The organism is Thiomonas sp. (assembly GCF_054608695.1).
In genome coordinates this window covers 1-18,923 of the sequence record NZ_JBTRXV010000003.1, presented here as the reverse complement: position 1 = coordinate 18,923, position 18,923 = coordinate 1, and the positions used below count along the sequence as shown (strand labels likewise).

Annotated in this window: 19 protein-coding genes; 8 read left to right on the top strand and 11 right to left on the bottom strand. The window is 67.6% G+C overall.

The window, feature by feature from the left end; translation table 11 throughout:
• Window positions 1-238: 238 nt before the first annotated feature.
• Window positions 239-1,213, top strand: coding sequence for a glutathione synthase (gshB, locus tag ACYCUK_RS02850; protein ID WP_461593331.1), 975 nt, complete (start codon window positions 239-241; stop codon window positions 1,211-1,213).
• A gap of 179 nt (window positions 1,214-1,392) precedes the next feature.
• Window positions 1,393-2,376, top strand: coding sequence for a sensor histidine kinase (locus ACYCUK_RS02845; RefSeq protein WP_461593330.1), 984 nt, complete (start codon window positions 1,393-1,395; stop codon window positions 2,374-2,376).
• On the opposite strand, the gene ACYCUK_RS02840 is transcribed toward ACYCUK_RS02845, so the two are convergent.
• On the bottom strand, window positions 2,337-3,245 hold the full coding sequence (locus ACYCUK_RS02840; protein WP_461593329.1) for a substrate-binding domain-containing protein: 909 nt from the start codon (window positions 3,243-3,245) through the stop codon (window positions 2,337-2,339). The two genes, ACYCUK_RS02845 and ACYCUK_RS02840, sit on opposite strands and share 40 nt — an antisense overlap.
• A 324-nt stretch (window positions 3,246-3,569) precedes the next feature.
• On the opposite strand from ACYCUK_RS02840, the gene ACYCUK_RS02835 reads away from it, so the two are divergent.
• On the top strand, window positions 3,570-4,847 hold the full coding sequence (locus ACYCUK_RS02835; protein ID WP_461593328.1) for a THUMP domain-containing class I SAM-dependent RNA methyltransferase: 1,278 nt from the start codon (window positions 3,570-3,572) through the stop codon (window positions 4,845-4,847).
• Window positions 4,848-4,885: 38 nt separating this feature from the next.
• Here ACYCUK_RS02835 and ACYCUK_RS02830 read toward each other — a convergent pair whose 3' ends face one another.
• The 5 genes from ACYCUK_RS02830 to ACYCUK_RS02810 all read right to left on the bottom strand — a co-directional run bounded on the left by ACYCUK_RS02830 (window position 4,886) and on the right by ACYCUK_RS02810 (window position 9,062).
• Window positions 4,886-5,743: an ABC transporter substrate-binding protein gene (locus ACYCUK_RS02830; protein WP_461593327.1), complete on the bottom strand. Its 858-nt coding sequence runs from the start codon at window positions 5,741-5,743 to the stop codon at window positions 4,886-4,888.
• A complete protein-coding gene (locus ACYCUK_RS02825) occupies window positions 5,707-6,447 on the bottom strand; it encodes an ABC transporter ATP-binding protein (RefSeq protein ID WP_461593326.1) in 741 nt (246 codons plus the stop codon). The genes ACYCUK_RS02830 and ACYCUK_RS02825 overlap by 37 nt, the downstream gene beginning before the upstream one ends.
• A 70-nt stretch (window positions 6,448-6,517) precedes the next feature.
• Window positions 6,518-7,213: an ABC transporter permease gene (locus ACYCUK_RS02820; RefSeq protein WP_461593325.1), complete on the bottom strand. Its 696-nt coding sequence runs from the start codon at window positions 7,211-7,213 to the stop codon at window positions 6,518-6,520.
• 96 nt (window positions 7,214-7,309) lie between these two features.
• Window positions 7,310-8,077 (bottom strand): 5'-methylthioadenosine/adenosylhomocysteine nucleosidase, encoded by a 768-nt coding sequence (locus ACYCUK_RS02815; protein WP_461593324.1) that lies wholly within the window; start codon window positions 8,075-8,077, stop codon window positions 7,310-7,312.
• Window positions 8,078-8,231: 154 nt separating this feature from the next.
• A complete protein-coding gene (locus tag ACYCUK_RS02810) occupies window positions 8,232-9,062 on the bottom strand; it encodes a glycerophosphodiester phosphodiesterase family protein (protein WP_461593323.1) in 831 nt (276 codons plus the stop codon).
• Between the two features lie 361 nt (window positions 9,063-9,423).
• On the opposite strand from ACYCUK_RS02810, the gene ACYCUK_RS02805 reads away from it, so the two are divergent.
• The gene (locus ACYCUK_RS02805) at window positions 9,424-10,665 is read left to right on the top strand and encodes a molybdopterin-dependent oxidoreductase (RefSeq protein ID WP_461593322.1); all 1,242 of its coding nucleotides are present in this window, start codon (window positions 9,424-9,426) and stop codon (window positions 10,663-10,665) included.
• Between the two features lie 14 nt (window positions 10,666-10,679).
• On the top strand, window positions 10,680-11,027 hold the full coding sequence (locus ACYCUK_RS02800; protein WP_461593321.1) for a c-type cytochrome: 348 nt from the start codon (window positions 10,680-10,682) through the stop codon (window positions 11,025-11,027).
• A gap of 25 nt (window positions 11,028-11,052) precedes the next feature.
• Here ACYCUK_RS02800 and ACYCUK_RS02795 read toward each other — a convergent pair whose 3' ends face one another.
• The 3 genes from ACYCUK_RS02795 to ACYCUK_RS02785 all read right to left on the bottom strand — a co-directional run bounded on the left by ACYCUK_RS02795 (window position 11,053) and on the right by ACYCUK_RS02785 (window position 13,205).
• Window positions 11,053-11,316, bottom strand: coding sequence for a hypothetical protein (locus tag ACYCUK_RS02795; protein WP_461593320.1), 264 nt, complete (start codon window positions 11,314-11,316; stop codon window positions 11,053-11,055).
• A 93-nt stretch (window positions 11,317-11,409) separates the two neighbouring features.
• Window positions 11,410-12,042, bottom strand: a complete 633-nt coding sequence (locus ACYCUK_RS02790) for a YbhB/YbcL family Raf kinase inhibitor-like protein (RefSeq protein ID WP_461593319.1) — start codon at window positions 12,040-12,042, stop codon at window positions 11,410-11,412.
• Window positions 12,043-12,293: 251 nt separating this feature from the next.
• Complete coding sequence (locus tag ACYCUK_RS02785; protein ID WP_461593318.1) at window positions 12,294-13,205, bottom strand: cation diffusion facilitator family transporter; 912 nt, start codon at window positions 13,203-13,205, stop codon at window positions 12,294-12,296.
• Window positions 13,206-13,538: 333 nt separating this feature from the next.
• Here ACYCUK_RS02785 and ACYCUK_RS02780 point away from each other — a divergent pair, with 333 nt between their 5' ends.
• The 3 genes from ACYCUK_RS02780 to ACYCUK_RS02770 are packed head-to-tail and all read left to right on the top strand — an operon-like array spanning window position 13,539 to window position 17,931.
• Entirely contained in the window at window positions 13,539-15,251 is a 1,713-nt protein-coding gene (locus ACYCUK_RS02780; RefSeq protein WP_461593317.1) for an ABC transporter permease, read from the top strand.
• Between the two features lie 60 nt (window positions 15,252-15,311).
• Window positions 15,312-16,718 carry an ABC transporter ATP-binding protein gene (locus ACYCUK_RS02775; RefSeq protein ID WP_461593316.1) on the top strand — a complete coding sequence of 469 codons (1,407 nt, stop codon included), beginning with the start codon at window positions 15,312-15,314 and terminating at the stop codon, window positions 16,716-16,718.
• 43 nt (window positions 16,719-16,761) lie between these two features.
• Entirely contained in the window at window positions 16,762-17,931 is a 1,170-nt protein-coding gene (locus tag ACYCUK_RS02770; RefSeq protein WP_461593315.1) for a glycosyltransferase family protein, read from the top strand.
• Between the two features lie 40 nt (window positions 17,932-17,971).
• On the opposite strand, the gene ACYCUK_RS02765 is transcribed toward ACYCUK_RS02770, so the two are convergent.
• Both ACYCUK_RS02765 and ACYCUK_RS02760 read right to left on the bottom strand, forming a co-directional pair.
• Complete coding sequence (locus ACYCUK_RS02765; RefSeq protein ID WP_461593314.1) at window positions 17,972-18,280, bottom strand: hypothetical protein; 309 nt, start codon at window positions 18,278-18,280, stop codon at window positions 17,972-17,974.
• A gap of 91 nt (window positions 18,281-18,371) precedes the next feature.
• Window positions 18,372-18,704 (bottom strand): MoaD/ThiS family protein, encoded by a 333-nt coding sequence (locus ACYCUK_RS02760; protein ID WP_461593313.1) that lies wholly within the window; start codon window positions 18,702-18,704, stop codon window positions 18,372-18,374.
• Window positions 18,705-18,923 lie beyond the last annotated feature (219 nt).

Here is an 18,923-nt window from a genome sequence, read left to right as displayed (position 1 = left end):
GGGCCGCCAGCCGCCAGAGTCGGCTGGCCTTCGTGCCGTCCAAGCCTGCACTGGCGGGCTTGGAGCCGCGGCACTCAGCCCCAAGTTTGCTCGGGAGGCGCGGCGCGGAGCATGCGCCGAGGCCATTCGCATGGCGCGCGAACCGGCGCGGGCCTGTTCGCTGGTCCATGCTCATCCCCCGCGGGGGGCGGCCGCTGCATGGCGGCGGCCTGGGGCGCTCATACCGCCGGCGCTGCCCATGAATCTGCTCGTCGTCGCCGACCCGCTGGAGGCCTTCAACCCCAAGAAGGACTCGACCCTGGCAATGCTGCGCGAGGCGCAGCGCCGTGGCGACGCGGTGTGGGCGTGCGAACCACGCCACCTGCACTGGGCCGGCGGCGCCGGCGCGGCGCAGGCAGGCCCGGTGCGCGCACTGTGCCGCCACATCCAGGTGCTGGACGCGGCCAAGCCCTGGTTCAGCGAGATCGAACAGGTGGAGCGCGCGCTGCACGACTTCGACGCCGTGCTGATGCGCAAGGACCCACCGTTCGACAGCGAGTTCTTCTACGCCACCCACTTGCTGGAGCAGGCCGAGCGCGAGGGCGCGCGCGTGTTCAACGCGCCGCGTGCGCTGCGCGACCACCCGGAAAAACTCGCCATCCTGGAATGGCCGCAGTTCATTCCGGCCACGCTGGTGAGCCGCGATATGGCGCAGCTGCGCGCCTTTGCCGCCGAGCACGGCGACATCATCGTCAAGCCGCTGGACGGCATGGGCGGCGCCGGCATTTTCCGCCTGCGTGCAGGCGCCGGCGGCAGCCCCGACGTGAACCTGGGCGTGGTGCTGGAAACCCTCACCGACTGGGGCCGGCGCAGCATCATGGCCCAGCGCTTCATTCCCGAAATTGCGCAGGGCGACAAGCGCGTGCTCATCATCGGCGGCGAGCCGGTGCCGTTCGCGCTGGCGCGCATTCCGCAACATGGCGAAACCCGTGGCAACCTTGCCGCCGGCGGCCTGGGCGTGGCCCAGCCGCTCACTGCGTCCGACCGCGCCATTGGCGAAGCGCTCGGCCCGACGCTGGCCGCGCGCGGCTTGCTGCTGGTGGGCATCGACATCATCGGCGAGCGACTCACCGAGATCAACGTCACCAGCCCCACCTGCTTCGTCGAAATCACCCAGCAAACCGGCTTTGACGTGGCCGCACGCTTCCTGGACGCGCTGCAGGCCCAGAGCTGAGGCTCCTGATGCGGCTGCCCTGCGGCAGCCGCCCCCCGCCAGGCGGGGTGACATCTGCGGGCAGACATGCTGTGCGATTCCAGCCTATCTCCTTGAGATTCCTTGAGATGGCAAGGCAACAGCGCGTTACGGGGGCGTGGCCCCATGCTGGGGTTGGGTCCCGATCGAATGGGGAAAGCATGCCGTGGCTCATGGCTCCTGCGCGCGTGGTGAGCATCGCCCCGGTGGATGTTGCCGGCCGCCGGGGCCCGGCCATGGCGCTGGAGAGCGATGACCTGATCGAAGAGCCCGATGTTTTCGACAGCTACACCGAGATGCGCCGCCTGTTTGCGCGCCAGGAACGCATCGCCGTCATGCTCCGTGGCCTGGTGCTGCTGCGCCGGGTCGGCGCCGGCGGCGAGCCGCACGACACGAGGCTCACGCCCGCGCCGTGGCGCCCGCCGCAGAGCCTGACGCCGATGTTCTGGTTCCAGTTGGCCGTGGGTGCGCCGGCCTGGCTGCTCAGCGCCTGGGTCTGGGTCCTGCGCCCGCACGACTGGGCTGCGCGCATGCTGGCCGCTGCCGGCTTGCTGCTGCTCGCCACCACCGCGGCCGCGGCCGTTTACAGCGCACGTGAGCTGGCGCTGCCGGGCGGTTTGTTTCGCGGGCTATCGGCCATCAACCATCCGGGTGCCGTCAGTTTCGGCATGAGCCTGGTCGGCTTGTTCATGATGTATCCGCGCCCCTTGGCGCCTCCATCCAGCCTGCACGCCCTGGTGCATGAGGCCGCCAGCAACAGCATGCGGCATGCCATGGCCAGTCGCATCAGCATCAGCCTGAGCTGCGAGGGCGGCCAGCTGCACCTGCGCATTGGTGATGATGGCGCGGGTTTCGACCCCGACCAGGTCTACGAGGGCCAGGGACTGCGCAATATGCGCACGCGCCCTGGGTGGCGAGGTGCATTGGCGCTCACGCGCCGCCCTCATGGTGGATGGGGCCGAGGCGCCTACGGCAGCGGCGCCTGGAGCCGGCACGCAGGTGGACATCGACTGGCCGGTGCTAACCCGGGAATCGGCAAGCCGCCACGATGCCGCACCAAAGCCGGGAAGGCCGGCCTTGGGCGGCATGACCCGTTGCCGCGTTTTCAGTTCTTGGCTTTGAGCCACTGCATGAATTCCGCATAAGGCTTGGGGCTGCCAGCTTCCCAGCCGGGAATGTGCAACATCTCGTTGAGACGTTGGGACGGGTTGCCGAGCATGGCGGCGCGCACCTTGTCCACGGTCGCGGCAGGCGTGCCGGGAGCAGCCAGCAACGCCCAGAAGGGCATGGACTGATGGGCCAGAACGATGCCACCTTCAGCTTTCCACTTTTTCGATACGAGTGGCGTGACCGCGCCGATCACGGCCGCATGCGTGGTCTGCATGAAACCCGTGACCGCATTCTGGTACGCCACATAAATCACCTTCGGCGGCGTACCCGCGCGCTGCAGCCACACCTTGGTGGCCACCTTGTCCACCAGGCTGCCCTTGGTGGGTGTCAGCAGCAGTGCGGCTGGCGACTTCCAGGCATCGGCCGCGGCCACGCAGGTTGCCGGCGGCACACGTTCCACACCGAGGATGGCGAGTGTCGGCCCGCCCAGCAAGATCTCGCCGGGTTTGCCCGGGCAGGGCTGGGCGATGAAGTCGGTGCCGAACTCCACGGGGGATTTCGCCGTCGCCACGAGTTGCCAGCCCTTGCTCAGGAGTGCCGCGCTCAGGTTGGGCGGTTTGCTGAAGACAAAGTCAAAGTGGCTGCCTTCAGATGCCTGCTTGCCGGCATCAGCCTTGGAATAGTTGGCCTCCCAAATCACTTTGTGCCCCGCTGCGGCGCCGATCACGTCAGCGAGTTCCTGCGCGGTGTTGCCGAGCGCCACCGCGTTTTCCTGCACCAGTCCATTCTGGATGCCCAGCATCAGCGTTGGCGAAGTCGGTGCTGGCGCCGCATGCGCAGCTGGCGCCAGGCCCAGCAGCATTGAAAACAGCAGATTCGTGGTGGGCAGGGTCAGTCGCTTCATGGCATTTGGGTGATTTTTGGGAATCGTTGCTGGTGTAGGACAGTGACAGTGACGGAAAAAACTCACCAATGGAGATCGGGCGTCAGCACCAAGAATGAATCATGGCAGGTTTCTGGACAGCGCACTACTAGCTTAATCCTGATGCCATCCTGGCCTGCGTGCACCACCGAGCATCGTCCCCACGCCCAAGACCCCCGCCGCCGAAATGCAGCACCCGCAATATTCGGGCGTATGGATAGGCCGTTCCGGTTCCCAAGCGCCAGCAGCAGGCGTGCCACGGCAAGGCCCAAGCGTTAAGCTGCAGGCTTTGTCCGCGAGCCCGCCATGTCCGATCTTCACGCCTTGTTTCTGCCCTGCCCGCGCGGGCTGGAAGCCATGCTCGTGGCGGAAATGCAGCAGCTCGGCAGTGCCACGCTGCAGGTTGGCGACGCGGTGGCCAGCGGTGTGCCGGCGCGTGGCACGCTCGACGATGTGATGCGCCTGAACCTGCACAGCCATATTGCCTCGCGCGTATTGCTCTGCCTCGGCCGGGCCCCGGTGACGCAGGCCGACGAGGTGTACCGGCTGGCGCTCAAGCTGCCCTGGGGGCGCTGGTTCAAGCCGACGCAAACCCTGCGGGTGGACGTCACGGCCGAGCGCATTCCAGCGGAGCGCGCCCCCAGCCAAAAAGCGGTGTGGCCGGCCACGGCCCGCAGCGGCCGCGACAGCCCCGCTCGCAGCGGCGGCTTTCTCGACAGTCTGCATTTCACCGCCCTGCGCGCGAAAGACGGCGTTTGCGACCACTTTCGCGCGCGCGGCGAAGAGCGCCCCAGCGTGGACCGCGAACAGCCCGATGTGCGGGTGCAACTGCACCTCACCGCGAGCGACGCCCTGCTGTATCTCGACACCTCGGGCGAGGCGCTGTTCAAGCGCGGCTGGCGCACCGAGCATGGCGAGGCACCGCTGAAGGAGAACCTTGCCGCCGGGTTGTTGATGCTCTCGGGCTGGACACCGGACGCCGTGCTGTTCGACCCGCTGTGCGGCGCCGGCACGCTGGCCGTGGAGGCGGCGCAGATGGCGTGCAACATCGCTCCGGGTCTGGGCCGCAGCTTCGGCTTCGAGCGCCTGCAAGGCTTCGACCGCGGCGTCTGGATCGGCCTGCGCCAGGCCGCCAGCGCGGCGCGGCGTGCGCCGCCAGCGGCCATCATCGCCGCCGACATCGACCCGCGCATGGTGCAGCTCACGCGCGCCAACGCGCAGCGCGCCGGGGTGGAGGGCGCCATCCGCTTCCAGCAGGCCGATGTGATGGACGCGGTGCCGCCCGTGCAACTGGCGCCGGGTCAGGTGGGGCACATCGTCACCAACCCGCCGTATGCCGAGCGCATCGAGGCCAAGGGCCGCGAGGCCGAAGACTTTCTGCCGCGCCTGGGCGACGTGCTCAAGCAGCGCTTCGTCGGCTGGCATGCCGCCTTGCTGCTGGCCGACCTGCAGGCCGACAAGGCCCTGCGCCTGAAGCCGGCGCGGCGCCACGTGGTCTACAACGGGCCGATCGAATGCCGCTTGTTCACCTTCATCCTGGTGGCCGGCCGGCCGCCGCGCAAGGCCGAGGCGGCGCCAGCCTGAAGATGTTGAGGAGAGGATGAGCCCCGTCCCCGGGGCGCTCAAAGCCCGGGCTTGGCGCTGGGGAAGAACAGCGGCTCACCGTTGATCTTGGCGCCGGCAATCGCCTGCTGGCCGACCGGCGAGGTGAGCCAGTCGATGAAAGCGCGGCCCTGCGCGGCTTTGACCTGCGGGTGTTTGGCGGGGTTGACCAGCATGACGCCGTAGGGGTTGAACAGGGAGGGGTCGCCTTGCAGCACGATGGTCAGGTCGCCCCGGTTCTTGAACGCCAGCCAGGTACCGCGATCGCTCAGGGTGTAGGCGCCCAAAGCCGCAGCGGTGTTGAGCGCCTGCCCCATGCCGGCGCCGATTTCGCGGTACCACTTGCCGCGTCCCTCGGCCACCGGATCGACGCCCGCCTGCTTCCAGACGCGCAGTTCGGCGGCGTGGGTGCCGCTCTTGTCGCCGCGCGAGATGAACAGCGCCTGCTTCGCCGCGATGCGCCGCAACGCGTCCGCCAAGGTCTTGGCCTGCGCCACATCCGCCGGATCGGACTTCGGGCCGACGAGGACGAAATCGTTGTACATGACGTCGCGCCGGTCCACGCCCCAAGCTTCGGCGACGAAGCGATCTTCCGCCGCGCGGTCGTGCACGAACACCACGTCGGCATCACCACGCCGGCCGATGTCCAGCGCCTGCCCCGTGCCCACGGCCACCACCTTCACGGCAATCCCGGTGTCCTTGGTGAACAGCGGCAGGATGTGGCCGAACAAGCCCGACTGCTCGGTGGAGGTGGTGGAGGCGACGACGATGCCGGGCGCGGCTTCTTTCTCGACTTGCGCCTGCGCGGCCAGCGGGAACAGGGCCAGCGCTGCGGCGCTGATCAGGCCTGCGGCGTGCAGGCGTAGGCGGGTGAACATGAGACGTCTCCTTGGATGTCTGTGCCGCTGTGTCGCGGCGCGGGGTGATGCGGTTCGTGGTTGGTTTGCAGGTGGCCGTGTTCGAGGCGCAGCACCCGCTGCGCCAGGGCAATCTCTTCCGGGCGATGGGTGCTGAGCAGCACCGTGATGCCCTGCGCGGCGAGGTCTTGCACGTCTTGCAGGATGGCTGCGCTGGCCCGCTGGTCGAGATGGCTGCAGGGTTCGTCGAGCAGCAGCAGCACGGGCTGCAACATCCAGGCGCGCGCCAGCGCCAGACGCTGGCGCTGGCCGGACGACAGGCTGGCGGCGCTTTGCCGCGCTTGCTCCTTGAGGCCTGCGCGGGCAAGCGCGGCATCGAGCAAGGCGCGGCGGTTGTCGGTGGACGCTGCACACAAGGCCAGACGCAAGTTGTCCTCCACCGAGGCGCGCAGCAAGGGCGTGTGCGCAAACACCATGGCTTGCGCGGCATAGGCCATGCCGTCCTGCGGGGGCGCCTCGCCGGCGAAGCGCAAGCTGCCGCAGCTCGGCACGTCGAGACCGTGAATCAGCCGCAGCAAGCTGGTTTTGCCCGCGCCGTTCGGCCCCACCAGCGCGGTGATGCCGCCGCGCTCCAACTGCAGATCGAGGTCGCGCAACACCCAGTTCGCGCCCCGTCGCAGGCCCACGCCGTGCAGGGTGATGGGGAACAGCGAGCCTTCGGTCATCGCCTGGCTCCCATGGCGCGACGCGCCGTCCCTCCGAGAGGGAATTCGTCCTTGAGGCGGCTCTGCGGGCTCATGCGCCCTCTCCGTACCGCGCTGCCGCATGCTGGCGCAGCAGGGCGGCGGCGGCATTGACCAGCAGCACCAGCGCCATCAATACCGTGCCCAGGGCCAGCGCCAGCGGCAGGTCGCCCTTGCTGGTTTCCAGCGCGATGGCGGTGGTCATGGTGCGGGTGTAGCCCTCGATATTGCCGCCGGCGATCATCACCGCACCGACCTCGGACACCGCCCGGCCAAACCCGGCGAGCGCTGCGACCAGCAGGGCATGGCGGCAGTCCCACAACAGCCAGCGCACGCGCTGCAAGGCACGCAGGCGCAGCGAGCGCAGGGGGTCGCCGTGCAGTCGCCAGGATTCGGCCACGATCTGTCGCGTCACGGCGGCAATCAACGGCGTGGTGAGCAGGGTTTGCGCCAGAATCATCGCCGGCACCGAGAACAGCAAACCCAGCTCGCCCAAGGGCCCGCTGCGCGAGAGCAGCAGATACACCAGCAAGCCGACGATCACCGAGGGCAGGCCGAGCAGGCTGTTGAGCAGCGCCACCAGCGCGCCGCGCCCGGGAAACGCATGCACCGCCAGCCAGGCTCCCAGCGGCAGGCCGAGCAGCAAACCCAGCAGCACGCTGGAGCCGCTGACGCGCAGCGATACGCCGACGATGTGCCAGGTGGCCGCATCGCCCGCGGCCAGCAGTTGCCAGATTTGAGAGAGCATGGAAAGATGTGAGCGCATGCAGCGATGAACATTCGCATACTAACGCTTACATCCAAACACATTCACGTTGCAGGCCGAAAAAGGGTCTCGCAGACCTCAGTCCGGCAGCAAGGCCAGGCGCAGCACCTCGGCGCTGTAATGCCGCGCCACTTCGGTGGTGAAGCGGTCGAAATCCAGGTGGGCATCGGCGTCGGCGCGGTCGGAGATGCTGCGCACCGCGGCGAAGGCCACGCCGTAGTCGGCGCACACCTGCGCCACGGCGGCGCTTTCCATGTCCACCGCCAGCGCGTCGGGCAGGGCTGCGCGCAGGCGCTGTGCGTCAGCCGGGCCGCCGACGAAGCGGTCGCCGCTCAGCAACAGGCCATGATGCACGCGCGGCGCATCGATGTCCAGCAGCTTCAGGTGCGCCTGCCCGGCGGCGCCATGCAAGGCCCCGGCGATGGCGGCCCGCGCGGCGAGCAGCAAACGCGCCGACCAGAGGGCATCGGCGGCGAAGCGGCTGGTGCCGGTGAGGGGCACCTCGTAGCGCGGGAACAACGGCGAGGCGTCGAGGTCGTGCTGCAGCAGGTCGCGGGCGACGACGATGTCGCCGATCTTGACCGCCGCGCCCAAACCGCCGGCGGTGCCGGTGAACAGCAGGGCGTCGCAGCCGAACTCGGCGATCAGGCTGGTGGCGCTGGTCGCGGCCGCCACCTTGCCGATGCCGGACAGCGCCATCACCACCTCGTGCCCGTGCAGCCGGCCGCGGTGATAAACGCGCTTGCCGTGCAGCCGCTGGGGCTGCGTGGGAATGAGTTGTTGCAGCAGCATCTGCTGCTCGGCCTGCATGGCACACAAAATGCCCAGGCGGGAAGGTTCGGTCATGGCCGCGTGCGCCCCCAGACCTGCCGCGTTGCGTCAGGCCCCCCGAGGGGGATGAGAAAACCTGGGGCTGAGTACCGCGGCTCCGAGCCTGCCAGTGCAGGCTTGGACGGCACGAAGGCCAGACGACTCAGGCGGCTGGCGGCCCGGCGTTTTCTCATGAGTCGAAGGCGGCCGCCGGCGAGGGTGCTGGGCCGAGGTCGAGCGCGTCGGTGAACAGGCCATCGATGCCCGCCGCGCACCACTGCGCCTGCACGGCTGCGTCGTTCACGGTGTAGAGGCGCAATCGCAAAGCGGCGGCGTGCACGGCATGTGCCAGCTCTGGCGTGCACGCCCTGGCATCGAGGTGGAGGGCCTGCAGCGCCAGGGTTTGCGCGGCCTCGCGCCAGTGCTGCAGCAAGGCCGCGCACAGCCAGGCGCGGGGCAGTTGGGGCGCCGTGCGCAGCGCGCCCTGCAAGGCCGGGATGGAGAATGAAGACAGACAGGGCGGCTGCGCGGCATCGGCCCAGAGCCTAGCTGCAGCCTGGGCGATGCGAGCGCCCCAGTCGGCTTGCTGCGCGGCGCTGGCGTCGGCATCGGGCTTGATTTCCAGATTGAGCCAGATGTCCTGTCCGGCCAGCAACGCCGCCACGCTTTCCAGCGATGGAATGCGCTGATGTGAGCCCCCAGCCGTGCGCAAGCGGACTCCTGCCGGGGGGCGCTCGCCAGCAAGGCGCGGCTTGAACGCGGCGCCCGCATCAAGCTGCGCCAGCCGTTCCCAGGGCTGCCAGCTGGCGCGGCCGCTGGCCTCGGTGGTGCGGCCAAGCAGGTCGTCGTGCAGCAGGAAGGGCACGCCGTCGGCGCTCAGTTTGACATCGCATTCAAAGGCACTGAAACCTGCCTGCAAGCCGGCTTTGAATCCGGCAAGCGTGTTTTCGGGAGCCAGCCAGCCGCCGCTGCGGTGAGCGATGCGCTGGCAGGGTTCAGTCGAGATGAACGGGTTCCCCATGGTGGCCTGCGAAATATGTGACTTGCTGTAACTCTACTCGGTATGCGTTATATCTATTTGAATATAAAGTAATACAGATGGCAGTAGCCTTGGCCAGACCCGATTCTCTCCAGCGCAGCACACACGCATCAACCCCGAAACCGCATGCAGACTTGTTTATGCCCCATCGCGCATATGTGCACGTTGAACGATGTGCACCAAAGAAAGCCGGGCTGGCAACTCACTGCCCAGAAAACTTGATTGATTTCATCGAAAACAGTGGTTTGTGTTCGGCCGTGAAACAACCTGAAATGCATCCATCCGCCACTTTGGGCGGATTCCGGCCCGCAGTGGCCGAGTGAACCCGGAGGAGGCATTCATCATGACATCCAAGAAACCTGAAATCGACACCATTCTGCGTCGGCAATTGTTGCAGGCTGGGGCGCTTGGCCTAGGCTCCGCGCTGCTGGCACGCAGCGCCCTGGCCGCCGACATGGTCAAGCTGCCGCTGCCCGGCGGGCCGGATGAGCGACGGCTCACCAGCGCCTTCCCGCAAAAAGGCACGATGATTTTGCAGCGCACCCGACCGCCGTTGCTGGAGACGCCGTTCGCGGTCTACGACAAGGGTGTGTTCACCCCGGTCAACGAGTTTTACGTGCGCTGGCACTGGGCCGACATTCCCACGCACATGGACCCCAAGACCCATACCGTGACCATCAGCGGGCATGTGAACCAGGAACTCAAGTTCACCGTGTTCGACCTCATGCGCAAGTTCAAGCATGTGGAGCTGGCGGCGGTGAACCAGTGCTCCGGCAACTCGCGTGGCTACTTCCAGCCACGCGTGGCCGGCGGCGAATGGAGCAACGGCGCCATGGGCAATGCCCGCTGGGTGGGCGTGCGGCTCAAGGACGTGCTCGACGAAGCCGGCGTCAAACCCGGCGCGGTGCAGGTGCAGTTCGAGGGCTCCGAGCGACCAGTGATTCCCACCGCGCCGAACCTGAAGAAATCGCTCAACGTGGACCATGCCCGCGATGGCGAAGTGATGATCGCCTGGGAAATGAACGGCCAGGCGCTGCCGCTGCTCAACGGCTTCCCCTTCCGCCTCATCGTCCCCGGCTGGTACGCCACCTACTGGACCAAGATGCTGCAGCACGTCACCGTGCTCGACCATGAGGACACCAATTTCTGGATGCATCCGGCCTACACCATCCCCGACAACTGGCCGCAGGCGAACATGACGCCGGGCGAGAAAGACGTGAAGTTCGTGCCCATCAACAAAATGGTGCCGCGCTCCTTCGTCACCAATCTCACGACGGGCGCCAAGGTACCGGCGGGCCGGCCCGAACTGGTGCGCGGCATCGCCTTCGGTGGCGACACCGGGGTGAAGATGGTGGAGCTGTCGATCGACGGCGGCAAGACCTGGATGCCGACCCAACTCGGCAAGGACTACGGCAAATACAGCTTCCGCCAATGGACCGCGCATGTGAAGCTGGACAAGGGCGCGCAAACGCTGATGGCCCGCTGCACCAATAGCGACGGCCTGCAGCAGCCCATGACGCCGAACTGGAACCCGGGCGGCTTCATGCGCAATGTGGTCGAGTCCACATCCGTGATGGCCGTTTGAACGAGGAGACACGCATGAACAACGCACAACGCATCGCAGCACTCGGCCTGGCGCTTGCCGCATTCGCCGCCACGGCCTTGCTGCTGACCAGCCCGGCCCAGGCCGTCACCCTCAAAAGCACCAGCGTCAAGCTGCCCGAAAGCAGTCGCGTGTTCCCGGGCGACTCGGCCGGCGCCAAGGCCGCCAACAGCTACTGCCTGATGTGCCACTCGGTCGGCATGGTGATGAACCAACCGGATCTGGGCAAGGCCGCCTGGCTGGTGGAGGTCAACAAGATGAAGAACGCCTTCAAGGCGCCCATCCCCGAGGACCAGGTTGCCGTCATCGCCGACTATATCGACGGCATCAAGGGCAAGAAGTAAGAGAGTAGGGAGGTCAAGGACAAGCTCATTGCCCGCACTGGGCCTTGAGCTTGTCGAGCTGGCTGTAGGTGATGGGCTTGCCACCAACGGTGGCGGCGCTGATGGCCTGCACCATGCAAGGTGTGGAGGCGCTCATCTCCAGCTCGGCGGGGTCGACCGGCAGGCCGTCGCGGCGCCAGCGCAGCAGGCCGAGGATGATGACCAGCACCAGGATGCCGACGCCGATGCCGATGAGCCCCTGCCATTGCACGTTGAGCGGTTTCTTCGGGCTGATGCTGTCCTGGGTCATGGCAGTGGGCTGGCAGATGGCGTGGCGTTGCGGGGCGCAGCGGGTGCGCAGGGGCGCAGTTTAGGGCCCGACCCCCCGGTTCCGGCCCCGCCTTCAGGCTGCGTGCAGCAAAGCCGGGTTGAGGGTGTAGGTGCCGCTGATGCTGGCCTGCGCCAAGACATGGCCGGCGATGGCGGCGCGCACCTGCTGGCCGGTGAACACGCCGTCCACCGCGCAATGCGCCACGTCCAGCGCGTAGAGCGTGAAGATGTAGTGGTGCAGCAGCGCATCGTTCCACGGTGGGCAGGGGCCGTCGTAGCCGTAGTACAGCCCGGCCATGTCCTGGTCGCCCTGGAACCAGGCGGTGTAGTCGTTGATGCCGTGGCGCGGCGCGGATCCGGCCAGCGGCTGCTTGCCGCGCGGGGTCACGCCGGCGCTCATCGCGCCTTCGGCAATGACGCGCCAGTCCGGCGGAATGTCGACCAGCACCCAATGGAAAAAATCCACCCGCGGCAAGTCGGCGGGCACGGTGCGGCCGTCGAGGTTGACATCGTCGGCGCGACTGGGCACGTCCGGATCGTGGCTGATGAGGACGAAGCTTTGCGTGCCGGCCGGAACCTCGCTCCAGGCCAGTTGCGGGTTGCGGTTGTCCGACAGGGCCACATGGCCCACCGCGGACGGTTTGCAGAACGCGAACTGGATCGGAATGGCTTGCTGGTCCTGGAAAGACTGGCTGCTGAGTTGCATGGTGGGCTCCGGTTCTGGGCAGGGGGTCGAGGCGTCGTGGTGTGGCGCAAGAAGTGGATGCGCGATGGGGCTGTCGTCGGGGCCGTGTGGCGGCGGGTGTGCGTCAACCCTGGCTCGAATTTAGCGCAGCGAACGCACCCGCGCAGCCCTGGTTTGAGGGCCTGGCGTCGTGGCTTCGCGGGGGTTTTGCTGCGGCCTTGTTGTCGCGGGGGGCGTCGGCTGCTGCAACGGGCGCAATGGACTGTGGGGCGTCATTCGGGCAATTTGGCGGCGGCGTCCGGCTGGCCGCATTCCTCCTGGTGGGTTTCCTCGTCCTGCGGCAGGGTTTCAATCGTGACGCCGATGCCGGGAATGGCGTCCATCAGCGCCTTTTCCACCGTCAGCCGGCAATGTGCGGCGCGGCCCAGGGTCCACTGCGCCGGCATGTGCAGATGCATGCTGACGAAGCGGCGGGTGCCGGCGCGGCGGGTGCGCACATGGTCGAAGCGCATCTCCTTGCTGCGGTAGCGCACCAGCACCTGCTCCACCGCGACCAGATCGTCGTCCGGCAGGGATTTGTCCATCAGCCCGTCCACCGAGCGCGCCACCAGGCTGTAGGCCTCGCGCAGGATGTGCAAGGCCACGGCAATGCCGACCACCGGGTCGAGCCAGAGCCAGCCGGTGATGGGCACCAGCACCACGCCGACGATGACGCCGATGCTGGTCCACACGTCGGTGAGCAGATGGCGGCCGTCCGCCTCCAGCGCGATGGAGCGCAAGCGCTTGGCGCCCTGCAGCATCCACCAGGCCACGCCGGCGTTGATGGCGGTGGCCAGGGCGATGAGCGCCACACCCACCGGCACCGACTCCACCGGCTGCGGCGCCATCAGCCGCTGCGCAGCCTCGACGACGATGAGCACCGCGGCCACGCCGATGAGCAGACCCTCGATGCCGCTGGAGAAGTACTCCGCCTTGGAGTGGCCGTAGGGGTGGTCGGCATCCGGCGGGCGGCCGGCGATGCTGACCATGAGCAGCGCGAAGCCTGCGGCCACCACATTGACCATCGACTCCATCGCATCCGACAGAAAGCCCACCGAGCCGGTGAGTCGGAAGGCCAGCATCTTGAGCGCGATCACCAGCACCGCGGTGGCGAGCGAGACGTAGAGGTAACGGCGTATGTGCATGAGTCAGGGGTTGCGGGGGCCGAGCGTCCATCGGGCCAAGGCTTGCGCTTGGGCAAGCCTTGGCGTCGCAGACGGATTGTGCATGGCCGGCATGACGCTTTCACGTCGAGGCGGAACGCGGAACATTCGCCTTTGCATCGCAGCCCACAGGCGCTGGCGGCTTTGTGAGCGCCCCCAGACTGATGCCTAGCAGCCGCTGCCCCCGAGGGGGATGAAAAACTTGGGGTGGCCCTGCGCTTTCTCATCAGACGCCACCGCCTTGTCACAATGCTGCCGATAGACTGCAAGGTTCACCGGCCGCACCTTGGCGGCCCGGTGCCCGCCCGCACACCCATGTCCTTCGCCCTGCGCCGCCTGCCACTGCCCGTGCCCAACCGGCGCGACCTGATCGCGTTGCCGCTGGTCATCGCCCTGTTCTTCATCATCAGCCATGCCGGACACCAGATGGCGGTGCCCTATCGGCTGGGGCAGAACATCCCCATCTCGCTCTCGCCCACGGCCCTGCCCGAGTACGGCCTGTACACCGTGCTGCGCATGCTGGCGGCACTGGTGGTGTCCTTCGTCTTCACCCTGGGTTACGCCTGGCTGGCGGCGCACAACCGCTACGCCGAGCGCCTGCTGGTGCCGGTGCTGGACGTGCTGCAGTCGGTGCCCATCCTGGGCTATTTGTCGATCACCGTCACCGGCTTCATGGCGCTGTTTCCAGGCAGTCTGGTGGGGGTGCAACTGGCGGTGATCTTCGCCGTGTTCACCTCGCAGGCCTGGAACATGACCTTCAGCCTGTACCAGTCGCTGAAAACCGTGCCACGCGACCTGCAGGAAGCCGCCACGCTGTACCGCCTCAACGCCTGGCAGCGATTCTGGAAGCTGGAGCTGCCGTTTGCCATGCCCGGGCTGGTGTGGAACACGATGATGTCGATGTCGGGCGGCTGGTTTTTCGTCGTGGCGTCGGAGGCCATCACCGTGGCGCACCAGACGGTCACCGTCCCCGGCATCGGCTCCTACATCGCCCGGGCCATCGAGGCGAAAGACCTCGGCGCCATCGGCTGGGCCATCGGTGCGATGATCGTCATCATCCTGCTGTACGACACGCTGATGTTCCGCCCCATCGTCGCCTGGGCCGACAAGTTCAAGTTCGAAATGACGTCCTCCGGCGAGGCTCCGCGCTCGGCCGTGCTCGACTACCTCAGACGCACCCGTGTGCTGCGTCAACTCGCGGTGATTCCCGCCGCGCTGTGGGAATTGACGGTGCGCCTGAGTCCGCGCGTGGCGCAGAAAGCGCCAGCGCCCGCCGCGCGCCGGCGCTGGGGCGACGGCGTGTTCTATGCCGCCGTGGTGGTGATCGCCGTGTGGGCCGTGGTGCGGCTGGTGCAAGTGCTGCCGCGCGACTTCGGCTGGCCGCTGGTGGGCCATGTGCTGTGGCTGGGCCTCATCACCGGCTTCAAGGTGTTCGTGCTGGTGGCGCTGTCGGCGCTGATCTGGGTGCCCGTGGGCGTGTGGATCGGGCTGCGGCCGCGCTGGGCACAGGCGGCGCAGCCGCTGGCGCAGTTTCTCGCCGCCTTCCCGGCCAATCTGCTGTTCCCGCTGGTGGTGGTGGCCATCGTCCACTGGCATTTGAACGTGAACGTGTTCAGCGCCCCGCTGATGATTCTCGGCAGCATGTGGTACATCTTGTTTTCGGTCGTGGGGGCGGCGTCGGCCATTCCGTCCGACATGCGCGAAGCCGCGCAAAATCTGGGATTGCGCGGTTGGCTGCTGTGGAAGCGGCTGTATCTGCCGGGGGTGTTTCCCGGCTTCGTCACCGGCGCCATCACGGCCTCGGGCGGGGCGTGGAACGCCAGCATCGTTGCCGAAGTGGTCAGTTGGGGCGACAAGACCCTGGTGGCCACCGGATTGGGCGCCTTCATCAGCCAGGCCACGGCGCAGGGCCGGAGCGCGCAGATTGCCCTTGGCGTGGGCGTGATGTCGCTCTATGTCATCCTGGTCAACCGCTTATTCTGGCACCGTTTGTACGAATTGTCCGTGCGCCGCGTGCGCCTGGACTGAGTGCGCTGATTGCCACACCTGAAGCCACACCTGAAGTCGCACCGCACGGAGACAAGACCCATGGCTGCCGTTCCGCAAACCCTGCATCCCCGGCCCACCGCAGCCGAGGCCGCCCCCGGCCTTGCGCCGCAGCCGCACGAGGGTGTCGACATCTTCCGCGCCGAGCATGTGCGCAAGGCCTTCAAGGCGCCAGACGGCACCGATCTGCTCATCCTCGACGACATGAATATGCACCTGCGCGAGGGTGAAATCCTGGTGCTGCTGGGGCGTTCCGGCTCGGGTAAATCCACCCTGCTGCGCATGCTCGCCGGGCTGATTCCGTCCAGCGGCGGCACCCTGCTGCATCGCGGCCGCCCCATCGACGGCCCGGTGCCGGGGCTGGCCATGGTGTTCCAGAGCTTCGCCCTGTTCCCCTGGCTCACGGTGCTGCAGAACGTCGAGCTGGGGCTCGAGGCGCTCAAAGTGCCGCCGGCCGAGCGCAGGCAGCGCGCGCTCGCCGCCATCGACCTGATCGGCCTGGACGGCTTCGAGTCGGCCTATCCGCGCGAGCTGTCGGGCGGCATGCGCCAGCGCGTGGGTTTCGCCCGGGCCCTGGTCATCAACCCCGATGTGCTGCTGATGGACGAGCCGTTCTCGGCACTGGACGTGCTCACCTCCGAGACCCTGCGCACCGACCTGCTCGACCTCTGGGCCGAGCGCAAGATTCCCACACGCGGCATTTTGCTGGTGTCGCACAACATCGAGGAAGCGGTGCTGATGGCCGACCGCATTCTCATCCTCGGCTCCAATCCCGGGCGCGTGCGCGCCGACATTCCGGTGCAGTTGCCGCAGCCGCGCGACCGCGAGTCGCAGGAGTTCCGCGATCTGGTCGAGCATATCTACGGCATCATGACCGCCCGCCCCGCCGCCAGCGTGAATGTGGCGCAGCGCGGCGCCATCAGCATCGGCCACCGCCTGCCGCATGTGTCGATGAACCAGATCGCCGGCCTGCTCGAAGAGCTGGCTTCGCTGGAGCAGGGCAGCGGCAACAGCCGCATCAGCCTGCCCGAGCTGGCCGAGGACATGCACTTCTCGGTGGACGATCTGTTCCCGCTGATCGAGGCGGTGGAGCTGCTCGGTTTCGCCCAGGTGCTGGAGGGCGACATCGAACTCACCCCCGCCGGCCGCGTCTTCGTCGAGGCCGATGTGCAGGAGCGCAAGTCGCTGTTCGCGCGCCATCTCATCGACCGCGTGCCGTTGGCCGCGCGCATTCGCGCCGTGCTCGACGAGCGCCACAACCACCTCGCACCCGGCGCGCGCTTTCGCAACGAACTGGAAGACCATTTCAGCGAGGAAGAAGCCGAGCGCGTGCTCGACACCGCCATCGACTGGGGCCGCTACGCCGAGGTCTATGCCTACGACGACAACGCCGATGTCTTCAGCCTGGAGAACCCCGGCGAGGACGAGGCCGAAGGCCTGGCCGCCTGAGGCGGGTGGTTGACGCCGCTGCCGCGCCAAGCGAGCACCACCCATGCCCAGCGTCGATCTCGTCTACTTCAACGCCGGCGGCGGCCACCGCGCCTCGGCCCTGGCACTGCAGCAGGCGATCGCCGCAAGCGGCCTGGGCTGGGCCGTGCGGCTGGTCAATCTCACCGAGGTGCTCGACCCGCAGAGCAGTTTTCGCAAGCTCACCGGCATCGCCCCGGAAGACCTGTACAACAAGCGTCTGGCGCACGGTCTGACGCTGGGCCTGGCGCAGGAACTCAAGCTGCTGCAGGCGCTCATCCGCCTAGCGCACCAGCCCATGCTCAAGTCCCTGCAGCAGTATTGGCTGCGCACCGAGCCGGACATGGTGGTCTCGCTCATCCCCAACTTCAACCGCGCCCTCTGCGAGAGCCTCGCGGCCAGCCTGCCGGGCGTGCCTTTTGTGACCGTGCTGACCGATCTGGCCGATCATCCGCCGCATTTCTGGATCGAACCCGGGCTGGCCCAGCATGTGGTTTGCGGCAGCGCCCGCGCCGTGCAACAGGCCCGCGAGGCCGGCCATCCAGCGGCGCACATCCACCCCACATCGGGCATGATCATCCGGCCGGATTTCTACTGCGAGCCTGCCGGCTTCGACCGCGCCGCGCGGCTGCAAGCCCTGGGCCTGGACCCGGCCCGTCCCACCGGCGTGGTGATGTTCGGCGGCCACGGCTCGCGCAGCATGCTGGGCATCGCCCAGCGCCTGCCCGAGGTGCAACTCATTGTGATGTGCGGCCACAATGCCAGACTTGCCGACAAGCTGCGCGCCCTGCCGGCCACGGCGCCGCGCCTGATTCTGGGCTTCACGCCGGACGTGGCCGAGTGGATGCGCCTGGGTGACTTTTTCATCGGCAAACCCGGCCCCGGCGCCTTGAGCGAAGCCCTGCAGCTCGGCCTGCCCGTGGTCGTCACGCGCAACGCCTGGACCATGCCGCAGGAGCGCTACAACACCGACTGGGTGCGCGACAACGGCTTCGGTCTGGTGCTGCGCAGCTTTCGCGGCATCGACGCCGCGCTGCCCGAACTGCTTGCCGCGCTGCCAGCCTACCGCGAACGCGTGGCCGCCTACCGCAACCGCGCGGTGTTCGAATTGCCCGGCATCCTGGCGTCCATCCTCGACGCTGTGCAGCAGCCGTTGAGCTCGGCTTCTGGCGCTGCAAGCGCTCAAGCCTGGTGAGTGGTGAGCACCGGACGGGTCACGACAACGGCAACGCGTTTCAGCCGCCGCCCTTCTGAAAATACGCGGTGAAGCGCCGCCACCAGCGAGCTCGGATTTCAGGCGTTGGCGCATCGAGTTCGATCTGCACCGACCAGCGTTCGAGCACGATCAGCCCCAGGCGGGTGGGCTGGATCGGGTGCAGGGCGATGCGCCAGGCGCAACCGTCGTGGCAACCGGCAAACATGTCGGGGAGATGGGGCGGCGGGCTTTGCAACGGGCCGAAGGCTTGCGCGAGTTGACGCGCGAATTCGGCGCGGGTGATGGCCATGTCCAGGATTGCGCTGGCCGGCGCGTCGGGGCCGAACATCTTGTGAGTGCCCCCAGACCTGACGCGTACGCGTCAGGCCCCCCGAGGGGGATGAGAAAGCTTGGGAGCGGCCCTGCGTTTTCTCATGGGTTCAACCGCCGGCAACCGGGGGCCAGATCGCCAGGGTTTCGCCGTCCAGCAGCGCCCGCGTGTCGCGATGTTCGGGATGGATGTAGACGCCGTCCACCAGCACCAGATGCACCAGCTGCCAGGGCAGGCGAAAGCGTTCGACCACGTTCTGGATGGTGGTGCCGGCGGCCAGCTCAAGGCTGATCTGGTGGCCCTGGCGCGGCTGCGGCAGGTAGTCGGTGAGCGTGGCCATCAGCTTGAGCTGGATGCGCACCGTCTGCGCCGCGGCGACAGGGGTGGCGCTGTCGGGCGCGGCGTCGGAGGTGGCGGGCGGATCGGCTGGAGCGGTACGCATGCGGGGCGAATGAACGGGGCTGGTGTTGGTGGGAAGGCTGGCTGTGCGAAAGGACGTTGGCGCAGGAAGCCGGGAAGGGCGCAGTTCGGGCACCCTTGTATGTTTAAACCAGACCAGCGCGGTACAGTCGGATCACCGCTGAGGTGACCAGACCGGACCGTGCAGCCTGGAACGCCCTGGAGTCGGCGAGCCTGCTCGCCAGCTCGTGGCTGAGTTGAT

What these genes read in the sequence shown, in the direction of transcription:
- gshB (WP_461593331.1), top strand. Translation starts at nt 239, where the DNA reads ATGAATCTGCTCGTCGTCGCCGACCCGCTGGAGGCCTTCAACCCCAAG.
- ACYCUK_RS02845 (WP_461593330.1), top strand. Translation starts at nt 1,393, where the DNA reads ATGCCGTGGCTCATGGCTCCTGCGCGCGTGGTGAGCATCGCCCCGGTG.
- ACYCUK_RS02840 (WP_461593329.1), bottom strand. Translation starts at nt 3,245, where the DNA reads ATGAAGCGACTGACCCTGCCCACCACGAATCTGCTGTTTTCAATGCTG.
- ACYCUK_RS02835 (WP_461593328.1), top strand. Translation starts at nt 3,570, where the DNA reads ATGTCCGATCTTCACGCCTTGTTTCTGCCCTGCCCGCGCGGGCTGGAA.
- ACYCUK_RS02830 (WP_461593327.1), bottom strand. Translation starts at nt 5,743, where the DNA reads ATGTTCACCCGCCTACGCCTGCACGCCGCAGGCCTGATCAGCGCCGCA.
- ACYCUK_RS02825 (WP_461593326.1), bottom strand. Translation starts at nt 6,447, where the DNA reads ATGACCGAAGGCTCGCTGTTCCCCATCACCCTGCACGGCGTGGGCCTG.
- ACYCUK_RS02820 (WP_461593325.1), bottom strand. Translation starts at nt 7,213, where the DNA reads ATGCTCTCTCAAATCTGGCAACTGCTGGCCGCGGGCGATGCGGCCACC.
- ACYCUK_RS02815 (WP_461593324.1), bottom strand. Translation starts at nt 8,077, where the DNA reads ATGACCGAACCTTCCCGCCTGGGCATTTTGTGTGCCATGCAGGCCGAG.
- ACYCUK_RS02810 (WP_461593323.1), bottom strand. Translation starts at nt 9,062, where the DNA reads ATGGGGAACCCGTTCATCTCGACTGAACCCTGCCAGCGCATCGCTCAC.
- ACYCUK_RS02805 (WP_461593322.1), top strand. Translation starts at nt 9,424, where the DNA reads ATGACATCCAAGAAACCTGAAATCGACACCATTCTGCGTCGGCAATTG.
- ACYCUK_RS02800 (WP_461593321.1), top strand. Translation starts at nt 10,680, where the DNA reads ATGAACAACGCACAACGCATCGCAGCACTCGGCCTGGCGCTTGCCGCA.
- ACYCUK_RS02795 (WP_461593320.1), bottom strand. Translation starts at nt 11,316, where the DNA reads ATGACCCAGGACAGCATCAGCCCGAAGAAACCGCTCAACGTGCAATGG.
- ACYCUK_RS02790 (WP_461593319.1), bottom strand. Translation starts at nt 12,042, where the DNA reads ATGCAACTCAGCAGCCAGTCTTTCCAGGACCAGCAAGCCATTCCGATC.
- ACYCUK_RS02785 (WP_461593318.1), bottom strand. Translation starts at nt 13,205, where the DNA reads ATGCACATACGCCGTTACCTCTACGTCTCGCTCGCCACCGCGGTGCTG.
- ACYCUK_RS02780 (WP_461593317.1), top strand. Translation starts at nt 13,539, where the DNA reads ATGTCCTTCGCCCTGCGCCGCCTGCCACTGCCCGTGCCCAACCGGCGC.
- ACYCUK_RS02775 (WP_461593316.1), top strand. Translation starts at nt 15,312, where the DNA reads ATGGCTGCCGTTCCGCAAACCCTGCATCCCCGGCCCACCGCAGCCGAG.
- ACYCUK_RS02770 (WP_461593315.1), top strand. Translation starts at nt 16,762, where the DNA reads ATGCCCAGCGTCGATCTCGTCTACTTCAACGCCGGCGGCGGCCACCGC.
- ACYCUK_RS02765 (WP_461593314.1), bottom strand. Translation starts at nt 18,280, where the DNA reads ATGTTCGGCCCCGACGCGCCGGCCAGCGCAATCCTGGACATGGCCATC.
- ACYCUK_RS02760 (WP_461593313.1), bottom strand. Translation starts at nt 18,704, where the DNA reads ATGCGTACCGCTCCAGCCGATCCGCCCGCCACCTCCGACGCCGCGCCC.